Source organism: Paraburkholderia sp. CNPSo 3274, from assembly GCF_024206475.1.
Classification (GTDB): Bacteria; Pseudomonadota; Gammaproteobacteria; order Burkholderiales; family Burkholderiaceae; genus Paraburkholderia.
On the sequence record NZ_JAMBPR010000116.1, the window covers coordinates 1 to 16,447 of the forward strand.

Annotated in this window: 14 protein-coding genes and 1 pseudogene; 10 read left to right on the forward strand and 5 right to left on the reverse strand. The window is 65.9% G+C overall.

Annotated elements, in window-relative coordinates; genetic code table 11:
• From M3I54_RS40620 to M3I54_RS40640, 5 genes and pseudogenes are all read left to right on the forward strand, one after another.
• Positions 1-1,733, forward strand: a 1,733-nt coding sequence (locus tag M3I54_RS40620) for an ImcF-related family protein (protein WP_302059340.1), incomplete at its 5' end; no start/stop codon positions are given.
• On the forward strand, positions 1,730-3,589 hold the full coding sequence (tssF, locus tag M3I54_RS40625; protein ID WP_254345719.1) for a type VI secretion system baseplate subunit TssF: 1,860 nt from the start codon (positions 1,730-1,732) through the stop codon (positions 3,587-3,589). The genes M3I54_RS40620 and tssF, both read left to right, overlap by 4 nt.
• Positions 3,589-4,110, forward strand: coding sequence for a type VI secretion system lipoprotein TssJ (gene tssJ / locus M3I54_RS40630; protein ID WP_254345721.1), 522 nt, complete (start codon positions 3,589-3,591; stop codon positions 4,108-4,110). Before tssF ends, tssJ begins: the two co-directional genes overlap by 1 nt.
• 156 nt (positions 4,111-4,266) lie before the next feature.
• Positions 4,267-4,832: pseudogene (locus tag M3I54_RS40635) on the forward strand (EAL domain-containing protein); the annotation flags it as partial.
• Between the two features lie 126 nt (positions 4,833-4,958).
• A complete protein-coding gene (locus tag M3I54_RS40640) occupies positions 4,959-5,924 on the forward strand; it encodes a chemotaxis protein (RefSeq protein ID WP_254345723.1) in 966 nt (321 codons plus the stop codon).
• Positions 5,925-5,996: 72 nt separating this feature from the next.
• Here M3I54_RS40640 and M3I54_RS40645 read toward each other — a convergent pair whose 3' ends face one another.
• Together M3I54_RS40645 and M3I54_RS40650 are read right to left on the reverse strand one after the other, a co-directional pair.
• Positions 5,997-6,782 (reverse strand): aspartate/glutamate racemase family protein, encoded by a 786-nt coding sequence (locus M3I54_RS40645; protein ID WP_254345725.1) that lies wholly within the window; start codon positions 6,780-6,782, stop codon positions 5,997-5,999.
• On the reverse strand, positions 6,779-8,023 hold the full coding sequence (locus M3I54_RS40650; RefSeq protein WP_254345727.1) for a D-amino acid dehydrogenase: 1,245 nt from the start codon (positions 8,021-8,023) through the stop codon (positions 6,779-6,781). The genes M3I54_RS40645 and M3I54_RS40650 overlap by 4 nt, the downstream gene beginning before the upstream one ends.
• A gap of 273 nt (positions 8,024-8,296) precedes the next feature.
• Here M3I54_RS40650 and M3I54_RS40655 point away from each other — a divergent pair, with 273 nt between their 5' ends.
• The 5 genes from M3I54_RS40655 (at position 8,297) to M3I54_RS40675 (ending at position 13,962) form a co-directional block, all read left to right on the forward strand.
• Positions 8,297-9,463 (forward strand): branched-chain amino acid ABC transporter substrate-binding protein, encoded by a 1,167-nt coding sequence (locus M3I54_RS40655; protein ID WP_254345729.1) that lies wholly within the window; start codon positions 8,297-8,299, stop codon positions 9,461-9,463.
• A 16-nt stretch (positions 9,464-9,479) separates the two neighbouring features.
• Positions 9,480-10,379, forward strand: coding sequence for a branched-chain amino acid ABC transporter permease (locus M3I54_RS40660; protein WP_254345731.1), 900 nt, complete (start codon positions 9,480-9,482; stop codon positions 10,377-10,379).
• Positions 10,380-10,382: 3 nt separating this feature from the next.
• Positions 10,383-12,242: an ATP-binding cassette domain-containing protein gene (locus M3I54_RS40665; RefSeq protein WP_254345733.1), complete on the forward strand. Its 1,860-nt coding sequence runs from the start codon at positions 10,383-10,385 to the stop codon at positions 12,240-12,242.
• Positions 12,233-12,994 (forward strand): ABC transporter ATP-binding protein, encoded by a 762-nt coding sequence (locus tag M3I54_RS40670; protein WP_254345735.1) that lies wholly within the window; start codon positions 12,233-12,235, stop codon positions 12,992-12,994. Before M3I54_RS40665 ends, M3I54_RS40670 begins: the two co-directional genes overlap by 10 nt.
• A gap of 179 nt (positions 12,995-13,173) precedes the next feature.
• Complete coding sequence (locus M3I54_RS40675) at positions 13,174-13,962, forward strand: helix-turn-helix domain-containing protein (protein ID WP_254345737.1); 789 nt, start codon at positions 13,174-13,176, stop codon at positions 13,960-13,962.
• A 27-nt stretch (positions 13,963-13,989) separates the two neighbouring features.
• On the opposite strand, the gene M3I54_RS40680 is transcribed toward M3I54_RS40675, so the two are convergent.
• The 3 genes from M3I54_RS40680 to M3I54_RS40690 are packed head-to-tail and all read right to left on the reverse strand — an operon-like array spanning position 13,990 to position 16,396.
• Entirely contained in the window at positions 13,990-14,889 is a 900-nt protein-coding gene (locus M3I54_RS40680; protein ID WP_254345738.1) for a LytTR family DNA-binding domain-containing protein, read from the reverse strand.
• The gene (locus tag M3I54_RS40685; RefSeq protein WP_254345741.1) at positions 14,886-16,022 is read right to left on the reverse strand and encodes a sensor histidine kinase; all 1,137 of its coding nucleotides are present in this window, start codon (positions 16,020-16,022) and stop codon (positions 14,886-14,888) included. Before M3I54_RS40685 ends, M3I54_RS40680 begins: the two co-directional genes overlap by 4 nt.
• Complete coding sequence (locus M3I54_RS40690; RefSeq protein ID WP_254345743.1) at positions 16,019-16,396, reverse strand: DUF2306 domain-containing protein; 378 nt, start codon at positions 16,394-16,396, stop codon at positions 16,019-16,021. Before M3I54_RS40690 ends, M3I54_RS40685 begins: the two co-directional genes overlap by 4 nt.
• Positions 16,397-16,447: the final 51 nt, after the last annotated feature.

The window sequence follows — 16,447 nt, forward strand, 5'->3', positions numbered from 1 at the left end:
TGCTCGTCGGCGCTGACGCGCACGGTCTCTTCACGACCACACAGACGGTGCCGGGCATCTTCACGCGCGCAGCGTGGGAGGGCGTCGTCGAGAAAACCATCGACGATGCGGTGAAAGGGCAGCATGTCGAGGGTGACTGGGTGCTGACTGGCGACCAGCCGACCGCCCGGATCAGCGCGACCGCCGTGGAGGGTGCGGTTGACGCGACGCAGGCTGCAGTCGAAGCAAGGAGGAGCGCCGACGAGCTGAAAAAGCGCCTGCGCGAACGGTATTTCGCGGACTACACGGCAGCCTGGGCGACCATGCTCAACAGCTTCCAGTGGCTCGCGGCGACCAGCTTCTCGGGGGTGATCGACCAGCTCACGCGTCTGACCGATGCGCAGACCTCGCCGCTGCTCGCGGTCATGAAGTCGGTGCAGTACCAGGGCGAGGCGGGCCGTCCCTCGCAGGCGCTGACCGACACGCTCGTACGCAAGGCGCAGGGGTTGCTCGGTGGGGGCGATAGCGATCAGACGCAGGCTCCCGTTGTGAATCCGCTCGACCGCTCGTTCGGCCCGCTGCTCGCGCTGATGGGCGACGCGAATCCGCCTGCGGCCAGCGGCAATGCGGGGAACGCTCCGGGCGCCAATGCCGCCGCGTTCAACGGCGTCAGCCTCTCCCGGGTGCTGACCGCCGATACGACCGTGCGGCTCAAGCTCCAGCAGATCCAGGCGAGTCCCGATGCGCAGGCCATGGCGCGCAGTCTCGCGCAGGCAGTATTCCAGGGCAAGCTCTCGGACCTCTCGCAGGCGCGCGACGACGCGGCGCTGACTGCCGCGAGCCTGGGCGCGCAGTGGGCGGGCTTCGGCCAGGCGATGTTCGTGCAACCGCTCGACGCCGCATGGCAGGCCGTACTCCAGCCCGCCGCCGCGAGCCTGAACGAGGCATGGCGCGCGGGCGTCGAGGCTCCCTTCGCCTCGTCGTTCGCGTCGCGCTATCCGTTCGCGCCGAAGAGCGCCGACGCGTCCTTTGCCGAGTTTGGCCGTTACGTGCGGCCCGATACCGGGCTGATCAACCGCTTTATCGAGCTTGAGCTGTCCGGCGTGCTCAAGCGCCAGGGCGACCAGTGGGTACCGAACGAACTCGCGCCGCAGTCGCTCCAGTTCGATCCGAAGTTCCTCGCCATGCTGCGACTCATCGGGCCGCTCGGCGCGCGTCTCTATGCGCAGGGCGAGGCGGGTTATCACTTCGAGATCATGCCGCAGCCGACGCCGGACGTTACGCGCACGGAATTGACGGTTGATGGTCAGCAGATCGTCTACTTCAACCAGCATGAGACGTGGACGCCGCTCGCGTGGCCGGGTAACGGTCTGAGCGGCCATGCGTCCCTGACCTGGCAGACGCTCAACGCGGGTGTACGGATCGCATTCGATGCGACCGGCGACTGGGCCCTTCTGCGGATGCTCGAAAAGGCGCAGGTCAAGCCGCTCGACGATACGCGCTACGAACTCGTCTGGAATGGAGGAACGGCTGGCGATGCCGCGAAGGCTGCTTCTACGGCCTCCGGTGACGTTACGGACGGCAAGGTAGCGCCCTTGCATTACGTCCTGCGCGCGCAGGCGGGAGCAGGCCCCCTCGATCTCCTCAAGCTGCGCGGCTTCCGCATGCCCGAGCGCATTTTCGTGACGGGCCGCGCCGGACAGATATCCGGGCTGCCATCACTGCCGCCCTTACCCCCGGAGTCGCAACCATGACGGCACCGTGGAAATCCACGCAAGAGGAAGGCGGAAACCCCTTCCTGAGATATTTCGACGCCGAGATGCGTTATCTGCGCGAGGCGGGTCGCGAGTTTGCACGCGATCAGCCCGAAGCGGCGCGACGCCTCGGTATGCAGTACGGCCAGGAGAACGACCAGGTCCGCGCGGTCAACGAAGGCTTTGCGTTCATGATCGCGCGGCTGCGCATGAAGCTCGACGACGGCATGCAGGAGCTGACCGATCCGCTTCTCGACAATATGTTCGAACACATGGCGCGGGCGATTCCGTCGCTGTCGATCATCGAGTGCGCGCCCCTGAACCGGGGCGCGAAGGTGGCGCAGATTCCCGCCGGGGCGGTGGTGCGCTCGGCGCCCGTCGGTCCTGATGCGGTGCAGTGCCCGTTCCGTACGACGCAGGCCGTCGATCTGCTGCCGCTCTCGGTCGAGGACTCGGTCCTCGCGGTACGCCCTGACGGGCGGACGGTCATCCGCCTGATGTTCGGCCTCTGGTTCGGCGACCAGCGCGAGCGTACCGACCTGTCGCGCATCCGCCTGTACCTGCACGGAGACCGCCCCGCTGCCGCCTCGCTATACGCTGCACTGACGCGCCAGATCGCCGCCATTGGCCTGCGCCTGCCCTCGGTACGCGACGGTGCGCTGGTACCGCTCGACGGCGTGCATTTCACGCCTGCGGGGTTCGGTCCGTCGACGCGGCTGTGGCCGGTCCTGGACCCGAAACGAGACCAGGAACTCGACCGCGAACAGACGCTGCTGGAGTATTTCGTATTCCCGCAGAAATTCCACTTCGTTGACCTGTGCGGCTTCGATAGCGCGATGGTGCCGGCGGGCGAAACGCGCATGACCTTCGAGATCGAACTCGAAGGACGCATGCCAGGCGATCAGCCGGTGGGGCGCGAGAGCTTCCGGCTATTCTGCACGCCCGTGATCAACCTGTTCGAAGTCGATGCGCTGCCATTGCAGCCCGCCGACTGGCATGACAAGGAACACCGCGTACGTGTGCAGTCCGCCATGGAGAGGTATGTCCAGCCCTACGACCTGCTTGAGGTGACTGCCGCCGACCCGGAGGGCAGCGCACGGCACGCCTACAAGGCGTTCAAGAGCTTCAAGCATCGCGGCTGGGCACTGTTCTATGAAAAGCCCGAGCGGTACTTTCATACCGCGACCCGCTACGGCGTGGTGGGGCGGGAACTGTGGGCCAACCTGTCGGGGCAGCTCTGGGAAGGGGTGCACCGATACGCGCCGGACGACGAGGAGCGCCCCCCGCACGACCGCCACGTTACGATTCGGGCGCTCGCAAACAACGGACGCCTGCCGCGCATGGCGCTCGCGGAGGCAACGATCAAGGAGACGGTCTCCGGCTTTACCGGTATCGCGTCGGTGCGCAACTTGGCTTCGCCGAGCCTGCCGCAGTATCCACCGCGCTACTACCCGGGCTACGACTGGCGCGTGCTGGGCCACTACGCCGCGAACGGCGCGAACGAACTCAACCGGATGGTCATGGAGGGCGCTCCGGTCCTGCGCGAGGTACTCGAACTCTACGACTGGACGCCGGACGATGCGGTACCGCAGCGCATTGACGCGATCAGGACCGTGCATTTCTCCCAGGACCAGGAAATCCTGCGAAGCGGCTATGTGTTGCGGATTGCATGTATCCACGTTGAGCTTGATCCGGGCGGCTTCGATGGACCCGGCGACGCGGTGCTGTTCGGCGACGTGCTGAGCTACTTCCTCCGGCGCTACGCAAGTATTCAGTGTTCCATGCAACTGGTGCTCACCATCGACGGCAAGCAGACGGTCTATCCGCGCACCGATTTCACAGGGGCGCCATTCTGATGCGTAGCAGGATCATACGGGCCGCGCTCGGCGTCGGCCTCGCGCTCGCCGTCTCGGCGTGCGGCATGTGGCAGTCCGTCAAGGACGGAACGGTCTCGGCGACGCAGGCCGTATTCGAGACGAAGGTCAAACAGATGAACCTCACCGTTGCGGCGCGTACCGCGCTGAATCAGGATACGCGCGGCGTATCGCTGCCGGTCGTGCTGCGCATCTACCAGCTCAAGGACGACAAACCCTTTGCGACAGCGACCTATGCGCAACTGCTGGATGGCAACGATGCCCTCAAGGCCGCGACGCTCTGGAGCCGCGACCTGACGCTCGGACCGGGGCAGACGTTGAAGGTATCCGAGCCGATGGACGACGCGGCGAATTACGTGGGCGTCGCAGCGTTCTTTCGCGATACGGGCAACACTGAGTGGTCGGTCCTGATACCGAAAGCGCAGTGGAAAAAGACCGACCCGGTCAGGCTGGTCGCCGCCGAGCGCAATCTCGAACTCGACACGGAGCGCGGAAAGAAATGAGGAAGCCGTATCAATCTATCGTCGCTTTCGCGTTGCCCGTTCTGTTCGCCGCGCAGCCTGCCGTCGCATCCGGGGTGCCCGATGCCGGTACATCGGTCGACGCGGCGCGTCTCTGCGGGCAACTCCGGGCGACCGGTGCGACCGACATCGCGAAAGCGGTGGGTGCTCGAGCACGCGTGCCGCCAGGCCGCGCAGTGGCGGCGCCTCTTCGCGCCCGACTTCGTCATGGCGGTCAACTTCTCGCCGCGCCAGATCGCGGACGGGCTGGTCGAACAGGTTGAGGGGTGCCTCGCGCGAACTGGCCTCGCGCCCGATGCGCTCGAAGTGGAGATCACCGAAGGCATTCTCATGAGCGACAGCCAGAGCGTGCTGCCACTTCTGCACGCACTGAACGATATTGGCGTGCGCATTTCGGTGGACGACTTCGGTACCGGCTATTCGTCGCTTTCGTATCTGAAGCGTTTTCCGCTGCACCATCTGAAGGTCGATCGCACGTTCGTCGCGACTCCGTGGCGATCACCCAGGCCGTCGTGGCGATGGCGCATTCGCTCGGCATGCGCGTGACCGCCGAAGGCGTAGAAACGCCCGAGCAGGCGTCGTTTCTGCGCTCGCTACGCTGCGAGCGGCAGCAGGGCTACCTGTTCGGCAAGCCGGTGAGCGCCCAGGCCTGCGCGGCGCTGCTGCGCGAGCATGCCGGTCGCCGCGTGCGCGAGGGCGTGTGAGTGCGTCCTGATCCGGCACGGTCGTGCGCAAGCCGCAGACTCAAGATTTCCCGCGCCAGGCCGTAGACGAGGGCAGGAAGCGGATGCCGGACGCATCGCGCCACACGTAAAGGAAACGAGAGAATCATGGATAGCGGCTTCGCAATCGACGAACGAACCCGCCTGACGAGCACGAACCAGTTCGAGCTGCTGCTTTTCCGTCTCGGCGCGGCGCCGGGCAGCGAGGTTGGCGAAGCCTTCGGCATCAACGTTTTCAAGGTACGGGAAATCCTGAGCATGCCGGCGATCACGCCGATCGCGGCGTCGTCCCCCTACGTGCTGGGCGCGGCGAACATCCGCGGCCAGGTGATGCCCGTGATCGATCTGCCGCGGCTCATGGGCTGCGAGCCGGCCACGGGCCTGAACATCCTGCTCGTGACCGAATTCGCGCGCTCCACGCAGGGCTTCGCGCTCGAAAGCGTGGACGAGATCGTGCGGCTCGAATGGAGCCAGGTGCTGACCGCCGACGTCACGATGGGCAACCGCGTGACGAGCATCGCGCGGCTCGAGAACGACCCGGAGAGCAAGAAGCTCGTGCAGGTGGTGGACGTGGAGCAGGTGCTGCGCGATGTGTTCCCGGCGCAGCACGGCGCGGTCGTGGCGGAGGACGTGGGCGAGCCCGCGATGATTCCGCCGGGCGCGAAGGTGCTGGCCGCCGACGACTCGGGTTTCGCGCGCGAACTGATCGGCCAGAGCCTCAAGGCGCTCGGCGTGGAATACACGATGGCGAAGACGGGCCTCGAAGCGTGGAAGCAGCTCGACGCGATTGCGACGAAAGCGGAACGCGACGGCGTGCGCGCGAAGGATCGCATTGCGCTCGTGCTGACCGACCTTGAGATGCCGGAGATGGACGGCTTCACGTTGACGCGCAAGATCAAGGCGGACCCGCGCACCGTGGATATTCCCGTGGTGATTCATTCATCGCTCACGGGCACCGCGAACGAAGCGCACGTGAAGAATGCGGGTGCGAGCGGCTATGTGGCGAAATTCGCCGCTGGCGACCTCGCGGGCGCGATTCGCAGCGCGCTAGCTGGAAAGCCCATTTACGCGTAATTTCATCAGTTGATGTTCGCGCCGGTGCGCAATGTGCCGGCGCGCCGCTGCTCTCTCGCTATTCTCTTATTGCTAGCGCGCGAACAACCGCCCCAACTGCGGCTCGCTATCCTGCACCCCCGCGAGCCGCAGCGCGTGCCACGCCATCGCGTAGTTGCTCGACAGCACGGGCTTGCCGGTCTGCGCTTCGATCTGCGGCACGAGCGCGGCCACGCGCAGGCTGGTGCACGACACGAACACCGCATCGGCGTCGTCGTGGCGCGCTAGCGTTTCTATCGCACTGCGAATCGAATTCGCGTCGATGCGCGCCACCTCGTTGTCGTCCGCATGCTCGAACGAAGCCATGCGCGTGACGGCCACGCCGCGCGCCTCGATGTAATCGCGCATGAAGTCATTGATGGTGCGCACGTAGGGCGTAAGCAGCGCCACGCGGTGCACCTCGAGCGCCTTTAACGCGGCGAGCGCGGCCGTGATCGGCGTGGTGCAGGCGATGTCCGGCCTGGCCTCGCGGATGCGCGCCGCGACCTTTTCTTCTCCTATCACCATTGAAGCCGAAGTGCAGCCGAACGCCACCACGTCGAGGCGCTCGCCGGGCAGCATCAGGCTCACCGCGGGTGCGATGCGCGCCTCGATTTCCGCGAGGCGAGGCGGTGTGATGTCCGGCGAGTTCTCGAGCCGGCTCTCGTAGAACGCCACGCCTGGCTGGCGCAGCAGATCGCGCCATTCGTATTCGATCGTGTGATCGGTGGCCAGCACGACGAGGCCAATCGCGGCTCGACGGGCAATGCCGCCGTCGAGTGCGAAGTCGAGCTTTGTGTAGGCATCCTCGTGATTGTGTGGCGGTGCGGTAGATTTCATCTCAGCGTCAATCCCGTCATGTCGAGTTCGGGTTCGCGCCCGGCCATGATGTCGGCGAGCAGTTTTGCGGTGCCACACGACATGGTCCAGCCCATGTGTCCGTGACCCGTATTCAGAAAGAGGTTGCGATGTCGCGTGCGGCCGATCAGCGGCGTGCCTTCGGGCGTCATCGGGCGCAGCCCGGCCCAGTACGCCGGCTGCGTGTAGTCGGCGCCTTGGGGAAAGAGTTCGCGCGCTGCCTGCATCATGGAAGTGAAATCGGCGGGCGTATGGCGCGTATCGTAGCCCGCGAAATCCGCTGTGGCCGTGAAGCGCAGGCGCGGGCCAAAACGCGCCCATGCCACGAGGTGATTCTCGTCCACCCCGCCCATCTCGGGCGGGCGATGCTCTGGCCTGCAGGGAAACGTTGCCGAATAGCCCTTCACAGGATAGACCGCGATGCGGTAGCCGAGTGGCCGCGCGAGTATCGGCGACCAGGCGCCGAGCGCGAGCACGTAGTCGTCGCCCTGGATCACGCCCGCGCTTGTGCGCACGCCGGCAATGCGATCGCCAGCGGCTTCGATTGCCTCAATCGGGGCGTCGAACACGAAGCGCACGCCCATACGTTCGCAAACTTCCTTGAGCGCGCGCGTGAAGCGGTGCGCGTCGCCGCTTTCGTCGCTGGGGCAGTAGATCGCGCCCGCGATGCGTTCGCGCGCGTGGGCGAGCGCGGGCTCGCGTTCCGCGACCGCGGCGGCGTCGAGCGTTTCGAGCGGCAGTCCGTTTTCGACGAGGATCGACATGTGGGCGCGCCCGCGCTCGAACGAGGCGGCGTCGCGATAGAGATAGAGCAGGCCGCGGCTGATGAGGTCGTATTCGAGCTGCTCGCGCGCCGTGACCTCCTGCAATTGATGCTGCGAATAGCGGCACAACCTCACCTTGCGCGAGGTGTTTTCGCGCGAGCGTGCCTCGGTGCAGTTGAGCAGGAATTGCGCGCACCATGCCCACATGTGCGGATCGGCCTTCAGGCGCAGGCGCAGCGCCTGGCCCTCGACGAAAAGCGATTTGAGCAGGACTTTCGGCGCCCGGGGCGAGGCCCACGTGTACGAGTGGCCCGGCGCGATGAGCCCCGCATTGGCGAAACTGGTTTCGAGCGCAACGCCTGGGCGTCGCTCGATAACGGTGACGTCGCGGCCGTCGCGCGCGAGGTAATACGCGCTCGTGACGCCTGCTATGCCGCCGCCCAGTACGATGGTCTTCATTCGCACCCCTCCATGCGTGTATACAAAGTACCTTCACGCTGGCGCAAGCGCACGCAATTTGTATACGCGCATACCCTATAGCAGTTAAACGGTGGCGTGCATCTATCATGGATAAGTCGTTATGCGCCGGTCCCCATGCAAGCTGCGCGCCATGAGCGAGCGAGACCTGCAGGGCATCGCACTGGACGAATTATTTCGTTTCGCTAACTGACCGCGCGGGCACGCCTGCGTTGCGGCATCGCCCGGTCGGGTCCACGCTCAGGAGCCGCTCACATGAATCCTCAGAACAATGGCACGCTGCACGCAACCCTCGCGCTCACTCTCCTCTCGCTCGCCGCGCTGGCATCTGGACTCGTACAAGCGCAGACCATCAAGATCGGCGTGCCGGTGCCGCTTTCGGGCAGCAGCGCCGCAGCGGGCACGGATATCCTGAACGGCGCGAAGCTCGCGGCCGCGAAGATCAACGCGGCGGGTGGCGTGCTCGGCAAGCAGATCGAACTCGTGCCCGAAGACGACGCGTGCGACGCGCAAACGGCGGTTCAGGCCGCGCAGAAACTCGTGGACGCGGGCGTGGTTGCCGTGGCGGGTGGCTACTGCTCCAGCGCGGCATTGCCCGAGTTGACCGCATTCCACCGCGCCGGCATTCCCTACGTGCTCGATGCCTCGACCAATCCGAAGCTCACGGAAATGGGCTATGACAACGTGTTCCGCACGATTGGCCGTGACGACGAGCAAGGGCCTTTCGCGGCCAGCTTCATGAAGAATTCGCTGCACGTGAAGCGCGCGGCGGTGATCGACGACAACACGACCTATGCCAAGGGTCTCGCGCAGAACACCGTGGAATCGCTGAAGAAGATGGGCGTGGACGTGGTCTACGCCGACTCGATCACGCCGGGCCAGATGGATTATTCGCCCACGCTCACCAAGGTTTCCTCGCTCAAGCCGGACGTGATCTATTACACGGGTTACTTCTCCGAAGCGGGTCTGCTCGTGAAGGAAGCGCGCCAGGTGGGCCTCAAGATGACCTTCATGGGCGGCGACGGCACCAATGACCCCACGCTCATGAAGACGGCAGGGCCGGCCGCCGACGGCATGATCATCACGACTGCGCCGCTCGCGCAGTTCCTGGCCGGCGCGCACGACTACCTGGATCAGTACAACAAGTCCTATGGTCAGGGGCCGGGGCCGTACTCGGTGTACGAGTATGACGCCGTGGGCGTGACCGCCAAGGCCATCGCCGATGGGAAGTCGGCGAAGCCCGCGGACATCAGCGCCGCGCTGCACAAGGTCACGAACTATCAGGGCGCCACGGGGACGATCGGCTTCAATCCGAAGGGCGACCGCAGCCGCGCCGTGTACATCACGGTCGTCGTGCATAACGATCAGTTCGAGCCTTACCAACGCCAGGATGCAAGCGGCAAGTGGGTGGCAATGAAGTAAGCGCCCCGGGCCGCTCATGAGCACCTTTTTCCAGTTCGTCATCGAGGGGCTGACGATCGGCTCGTTCTACGCGCTCGTCGCCCTCGGCTACACGATGGTCTACGGCATCATCCGGCTCATCAACTTTGCACACGGGGATCTCTTCATGGTGGGCGCGTTCGTGGGCTGGACCGCGCTCGCCGCGCTCGCAGCGGCTCATCTGCCGCTCGCACTCGCGCTGTTCGTGGCCTTCGCGGTGGCCATGCTCGCGACCGGCGTGCTCGGCGTAGCGATCGCGCGCGTGGCCTACCAGCCGTTGCTGCGCGCGCCGCGCCTTTCCATTCTCATTACGGCGCTCGCCGTTTCGCTGTTGCTGGAGAATGGCGTGCTGATCGCTTACGGTGCAGGCTTTCGCACGTACCCGCACCTGCTCACGCATACCGGCTTTGAAATTGCGCAAGTGCACATCACGTTTGCGCAGATCGGCATTATCGCGGCCAGCTTCGCGCTGATGATCGCGCTGTATTTGTTCGTACACCATACGTTCATCGGTACGGCCATGCGTGCGCTCGCCATCGACCAGGATGCGGCGAGGCTCATGGGCATCGACGTCGAGCGCCTCATCCAGCTCACGTTTTTCATCGGCTCGGCGCTCGCCGCGGTCGCTGGCGTCATGGAAGGGCTCTTCTACACGCAGATCAACTTCTTCATGGGCTTCGTGCTCGGCCTGCGCGCATTCACGGCGGCGGTGCTCGGCGGTATCGGCAATATTCCGGGTGCGATGGTGGGCGGCTTCCTGATCGGCTTGCTCGAGGCGTTCGGCGCGGGGTATGTGTCTTCGCAGTGGACCGACGTGTTTGTGTTCGGTGTGCTGATCGCCGTGCTCGTGGTGAAGCCGACTGGCTTGTTCGGCGAACGCGTGGTCGAGAGGATGTGAGCGATGCGCGCGCGGGCTACGGACACCTCATGGGTTGTTTCCGGCGTGCTGATCGCGTTGGCGATCGCGCTGCCCAAGTTCGCGAGCGGCTATATCGTCGATGTCGGGCTCACCATCATCACCTACGCGATTCTGGGCCTCGGGTTGAACATCGTCGTGGGCTATGCCGGGCTGCTCGACCTCGGCTACGCGGCGTTTTTCGCCATTGGCGCCTATACCACGGCGCTGCTCGAAACACTGCTGCACTTCTCGTTCTGGGCGACGCTGCCATTCAGCCTCGCGTTCGCGGGCGCTTCCGGTGTCGTGATCGGCTATCCCACGTTGCGCTTGCGCAGCGACTATCTCGCCATCGTCACGCTCGGCTTTGGCGAGATCACGCGCATCGTCGCCACCAATCTCGACATTACCGGCGGCCCGAACGGCATCTACGGCATCGAGCCGCCGAACCTGTTCGGCTTCGAGTTCAGTTCGCCGCGCTCGGTGTACGTGCTGGGCATGGCGTTCTTCATCGTCGTCCTGGTGTTCGCCGTGCGGCTCGGACGCTCGCGCCTCGGGCGCGCGTGGACCAGCATCCGCGAGGACGAAGCCGCCGCCGAGGCGGTGGGTGTCGCGACCTTGCGCGTGAAGATGCTCGCGTACGTGATCGGCGCGCTGATCGGCGGCTTCGCGGGCAGTCTCTTCGCCGCGCGCTTCGGCACGATCGATCCCACGGCGTTCACGTATCTGCAGTCGGTGACGATCCTCATCGTCGTCGTGATGGGCGGACGCGGCAGCATTCCCGGCGTGATACTCGGCGCGCTGATTGTCGCGGGGCTGCCGGAAATGCTGCGCTTCCTGAACCTGTGGCGTATTTTCGGCTTTGCCGTGGCGCTCGTCGTGCTCATGTTGTTGCGTCCGCAAGGATTGTGGCCCGCGCGTGTGAGGCGCGCCGCGCCGCGGCCCGAGGAAGAGACGGTGGCGCACGAAGCGGAAGCGGCGGAGGCGGCGGGCAAGGGAAGTGAGGCGGCCGTTTCTCTCGCCGATAGCGGTGGCCTCGAAGCCGCCGCCGCACGCGAAGCCCTGCTCGAGGTGCATGATCTCGAGCGCCGCTTTGGCGGTGTGCGCGCGATCGGCGGCATTACCTTCGAGGTGCGCAGCGGCGAGATTCTCGCATTGATCGGCCCGAACGGCGCGGGCAAGACCACGGTGTTCAACTGCCTGACGGGCGTGATCCGCCCGAGCGGCGGCCGCCTCGTTTGGCGTGGCGAGCCGCTTGGCGGCGGTGCGCCCCATCGCAACGTGCATCGCGGCATTGCGCGCACGTTTCAGGGCATCCGCCTGTTCAACCATATGAGCGCGTTCGAGAACGTGCTGATCGGCATGGATCATCGCCTGCACACGGCCCTCGTCGCGGAACTGGTCGGCACGCGCGCCGCGCGCGCCGAGGCCGCCGAGCACGGCGCGCTCGGGCAGCGCTGGCTCGATCTCGTGGGGCTCGGCGCGCGCGCGAGCGAATATGCCTCGGACCTTCCGTATGGCGATCAGCGCAGGCTGGAAATCGCCCGCGCGCTCGCGAGCCAGCCACGCCTCTTGCTACTCGACGAGCCCGCCGCCGGCATGAACCCAACCGAAAAGCACGCGTTGATGGCGCAGATCCGCCGCATACGCGACCTGGGCGTGACGGTGCTGCTGATCGAGCACGACATGGCGCTCGTGATGGGCGTGTCCGACCGCATCATCGTGATGGATCATGGCGAGATCATTGCTCAGGGCGCGCCCGCGCAAATCCAGAATGACCCGGTGGTGATCGACGCCTATCTGGGCACGGCCGAGGAAGACGACGGACCCGACGCCACGGACGGGGAGAAGTCGCTATGGAGTTAGATACGAATGGCAAACTCCTCGACGTTCGCGACCTGCGCGTGAATTACGGCAACATCGAAGCCCTGCACGGCGTTTCGCTCGACGTTGGGCCGGGCGAGATCGTCGCGCTGCTCGGGGCCAACGGCGCGGGCAAGACTACGACGCTGCGCACCATCTCGGGGCTGCTGCGTCCGCGCGGCGGAAGCATTGCGTTCGAGGGGCAGGCGCTCGTCGGGCTGCCGTCGCATCGCATCGTCGCGCTCGGGATCGGGCACGTGCCGGAGGGGCGGCGCATTTTCGGCGGGTTGACGGTCGAGGAGAATTTGCGCCTGGGCGGCTATCTCTTGCGGCGCGACGGCGGGGCGCTCGACCAGGGTATTGCTCAGGCATACGAAACATTTAGCCGGCTGCGCGAGCGCAAGGATCAACTCGCCGGCACGCTGAGCGGCGGCGAGCAGCAGATGCTCGCGATTGCGCGCGCGCTCATGCTCAAGCCAAAACTCGTGCTGCTCGACGAGCCTTCCATGGGGCTCGCGCCCAAGCTCGTGCGCGCGATCTTCGAAGTGATCGCGCGCATCAGCCACGCGGGCACGGCGGTGCTGCTCGTAGAGCAGAACGCGCGCCAGGCGCTGCGCATTGCGAACCGGGCGTATGTGCTGGAAGGCGGCCGCGTGGCGCTCGCGGGTTCGGCCCAGGAGTTGGCCGGCGACAACCGTGTGCGCGCCACGTATCTCGGCGGCAGTGCTGCTACGCAGGAGGGAGGGGCCGGCTAGGTAGCTAAATCGGTTCCCTGGAATATCTGAGATGCATATGGAGAATAATTTTCGTTTGCATTAGCATTTCGTCGTCATTCGATGCAAAATACAATACACGGCGGCCCGGCGCGATGTGCCGGGCATAAATTGCGCAAAACAGATATTTTTTTGGAAAATAAGCGAAGGAATCTCCGATCGTGGATCAGATCTGGTGGCCTCGGTCGGAAATCCCGCAACGCAAGCCCGAGCGGCCCATCATGGCGACAAGCTATGAATACGATGCTGCCCATAGGGAATCGTGGCATGCGCACGCTCAGGGGCGGTTCGTCGTTACGATGAGCGGGGTGCTGCGCGTGACCACGCCCATCGGCATGTGGACGCTCGGGCCGCAGAGCGGGCTGTGGATCGCGCCGCGTGTGGCCCACGAGTTGATTGCGACGAGCGCGGTGTCCATGCATAGCGTGTACTTCGATCCGGAGGCGTCGGCGTGGCCGGAATCCGAATGCCACGCGGTGAGGGTTTCGTCGCTGTTGCGCGAACTGGTGGCGGCGATGGTCGAAGACCGCGAGCGCGACCCGCAGCGCCGCTACGCGCTCATTACGCCGCTGTTGCTGAGTGAAATGCGTGATTCGCGCGCGGCCTCGGGCGGTGGGTTGCCGCTGCCGCTCGACCGGCGTTTGCGGCAGATTTGCGATTTCCTGCTGGCGGCGCCGGCCAACGGCGACTCGCTCGCTATCTGGGGCGAGCGCGTGGGGGCGAGCGAGCGCACGCTCGCGAGGCGTTTCAAGGACGAGACAGGGTTGACGTTCGGCCACTGGCGTCAGCAGTTGCGCATCGTCGAGGCCGTGTCGAAGCTCGCCCAAGGCGCGCGCGTGGCGGAGATCGCGGCCGAACTCGGCTATGCGAATTCGAGCGCGTTCATCACGATGTTCCGCAAGACGATGGGCGAGCCGCCCCAGCGGTATTTGAAAAGCGAGCCGCGGTGAAGGCGTTTTCCGTGTTCGCGGCGCGCGTCACATTTGCTTGAACAGGTGCGCGTATTGGCGGCTCACGTCGAGGGCGCCCGCGTGGCCGCGCAGCTTTAACGTCATCTTCCCGATTGCGCTGACCGAGGCGCATTCCACCTGGTCCACGTTGACCACCGTGCCGCGGTGAACCTGCCAGAAGCGCGCCGGGTCCAGTTGCGCGCATAACTCGCGCAGGCTTGTGCGGATCAGCAGTTCGCCGCTGCGCGTCGTGACCACGACATATTTGTCGGCTGCTTCGAAGTACAAAACATCTTCCACCGGCACCATACGAATGTCGTTGCCGCTAGAGGCACGCAGATAACGCAGCGGTGTTTCGCGCGGCGCGCCATCCGCATTGACCGATCGCGCACCGGCGCGTGCTTCGCGAACGTCCTGGGTGATCGCTTCCAGTTGGCGCAGCACGCGTTGCAGATCGGGCTGCATCTGCGGCGCCTCGCCGTCGTTCGCCGCCGGTCGGGCGAGCCGTGCGCGCAGGCGCTCCACCGTGCGGGCGAGCCGCGCGGTCTCCACGGGCTTGAGCAGATAGTCGATGGCCGCGGCCTCGAAGGCTTCGAGCGCGTAGGCGTCGTAGGCGGTCACGAACACGATTTGCGGCGGCGCCGCGAGATTCGCGCACGCGCGCGCGACATCGAGGCCGGTCGCGCCCGGCATGGAGATGTCGAGGAACGCGACGTCGGGCTCGAGCGCGCCGATGCGCTCGATGGCTTCGCGGCCGTTGCTGGCCGTCGCCACGATGCGCAATTCCGGCCACACGGCGGCGAGTTCGCGCTCCAGTGCGGCGGCGATCAGCGGCTCGTCCTCGGCGATCAGCGCGGTCGGGGTGTCAAGCGCGCGGGGTGGGGCGTCGCTGTGTTGTGCCGTATCGGCGGGCGTGTGGCGTTTCATGATCCGGACTCCTGCGCGCTTACGCCAACGGCATCGCGCAGAGGCAGCCGTACACGCGCAACGAGGCCATGCGGAACGTTCTCGATCAGCGTGAGCGACGCGTGCTCGCCATAGAGCGCCGCAAGCCGCTCGCGCACATTCACGAGCCCGACGCCCGCGCCCTGGGTGCCCGGCGTCGCACCAAAGCCCGGGCCCGTGTCGGTCACGCTCAGCTCGACATGCTCACCGTTGCGCCATGCGGCGACGTCGATTCTGCCGCCCTCGACCGCACCCTGAATGCCATGCTTGAGCGCGTTCTCCACGAGCGGCTGCAACAGCATGGGCGGCACCGGGAGGTCGGCGCAATCGCGCGGCAGGTCGAGCGCGTAGGCGAGGCGTGGGCCGATGCGCATGGCGTGCACGGCGAGCATCGAGTCGAGCACCTTGAACTGCACCGCTAGCGTTTCGCTTTGCGCGCGCGAGGCCTCCAGCGTCGCGCGCAGGAAGCGGTTGAGGCTGGCGAGCAAGTCGCGCGCACGCGGCGGGTCGGACGCGATCAGGCTGTCGAGCGTCGCCAGCGTGTTGAAGAGAAAGTGCGGCTCGATCTGCGCCTGCAGCGCCTGCAGGCGCGCGCTGAGCGCCGTGCGCTCCGCGGCTTCCTTTTGCCATGCCGCGCGCGCGACTTGTTCGCTCAGCTCGGCAATGCGCGTGCGCGACCAGCCATACCAGGTGACGAGCAGCGTGGCGGTGAGCGCGATCCAGCCGGTGAGCGCGAGATCCTTTGTCGCGAACGCGTGGCGCAGGCTGATCCCGAGCAGCACGCTCGCAATGCCGCGCCCGAGCGCCGCGCCGAGCACGATGGCGAGCACCATCGTCAGGGCGAGCCGCGGTCCCGTGAGCGCATTGTGGCGTTGCAGAAAAAAGCGGCCGACGTCGAGCAGCAGCATGATCGAAAGCCCGATCGCCTGGCTGAAGACGAGGTTGTCGATGAATCGCTCGTGAACGCCCGCGGCGGTGAGCGCGACCGCGATCAGCGCGTTGCCGATGACGACGATCACGCCCTCGCGCGCGAACCCGGCGAGCAGGACGTTGGCCGCCGGCACGCTCAGGCGGGCGGCGGCGTTCGGAAACTCGACGTGCGTGCCAGGAATCATGCGATCCAGCTCGTGACGATGAGGTTGAGCAGGCGGTGCGGCGTCGCAATGGCGGCGAGACCGGCAGCGATGAGACTGAAGAACGAACCGCGCATGGCGAGGCGATGGCCGCGGACGTTGCCGTGGCGGATCGCCCAGATGGCGCGCCCGACGCTTGCGAACGTCAGCAGCGAAAGGCCATGCACCCAGGACAGATGCCCCGGATGCAGCTCGCGGATGTCGAACGAACTGAGCGCGGCGGCGAACATCGTCAGCGCCCAGAGGCGGCCGAGCCACTTGTGACGTGCGCTGCCCTTTTCGGCCAGCATGACGGCGGTTCCGAGTATGACAGAAAGCGTCGCGGCGACGATGTGCGCAGCAATGATGGCAGACATGCTGGCTCTCCTTGGCGGGTCGAGCGGGTGCGATGTCTGCAGTGTGGTGAG

Bases quoted from the DNA above. Each gene is read 5' to 3' on its own strand.
- M3I54_RS40655 (WP_254345729.1), top strand. From the start codon at position 8,297: ATGAATCCTCAGAACAATGGCACGCTGCACGCAACCCTCGCGCTCACT.
- M3I54_RS40650 (WP_254345727.1), bottom strand. From the start codon at position 8,023: ATGAAGACCATCGTACTGGGCGGCGGCATAGCAGGCGTCACGAGCGCG.
- tssF (WP_254345719.1), top strand. From the start codon at position 1,730: ATGACGGCACCGTGGAAATCCACGCAAGAGGAAGGCGGAAACCCCTTC.
- M3I54_RS40680 (WP_254345738.1), bottom strand. From the start codon at position 14,889: ATGAAACGCCACACGCCCGCCGATACGGCACAACACAGCGACGCCCCA.
- M3I54_RS40660 (WP_254345731.1), top strand. From the start codon at position 9,480: ATGAGCACCTTTTTCCAGTTCGTCATCGAGGGGCTGACGATCGGCTCG.
- M3I54_RS40645 (WP_254345725.1), bottom strand. From the start codon at position 6,782: ATGAAATCTACCGCACCGCCACACAATCACGAGGATGCCTACACAAAG.
- M3I54_RS40670 (WP_254345735.1), top strand. From the start codon at position 12,233: ATGGAGTTAGATACGAATGGCAAACTCCTCGACGTTCGCGACCTGCGC.
- M3I54_RS40640 (WP_254345723.1), top strand. From the start codon at position 4,959: ATGGATAGCGGCTTCGCAATCGACGAACGAACCCGCCTGACGAGCACG.
- M3I54_RS40685 (WP_254345741.1), bottom strand. From the start codon at position 16,022: ATGATTCCTGGCACGCACGTCGAGTTTCCGAACGCCGCCGCCCGCCTG.
- tssJ (WP_254345721.1), top strand. From the start codon at position 3,589: ATGCGTAGCAGGATCATACGGGCCGCGCTCGGCGTCGGCCTCGCGCTC.
- M3I54_RS40665 (WP_254345733.1), top strand. From the start codon at position 10,383: ATGCGCGCGCGGGCTACGGACACCTCATGGGTTGTTTCCGGCGTGCTG.
- M3I54_RS40690 (WP_254345743.1), bottom strand. From the start codon at position 16,396: ATGTCTGCCATCATTGCTGCGCACATCGTCGCCGCGACGCTTTCTGTC.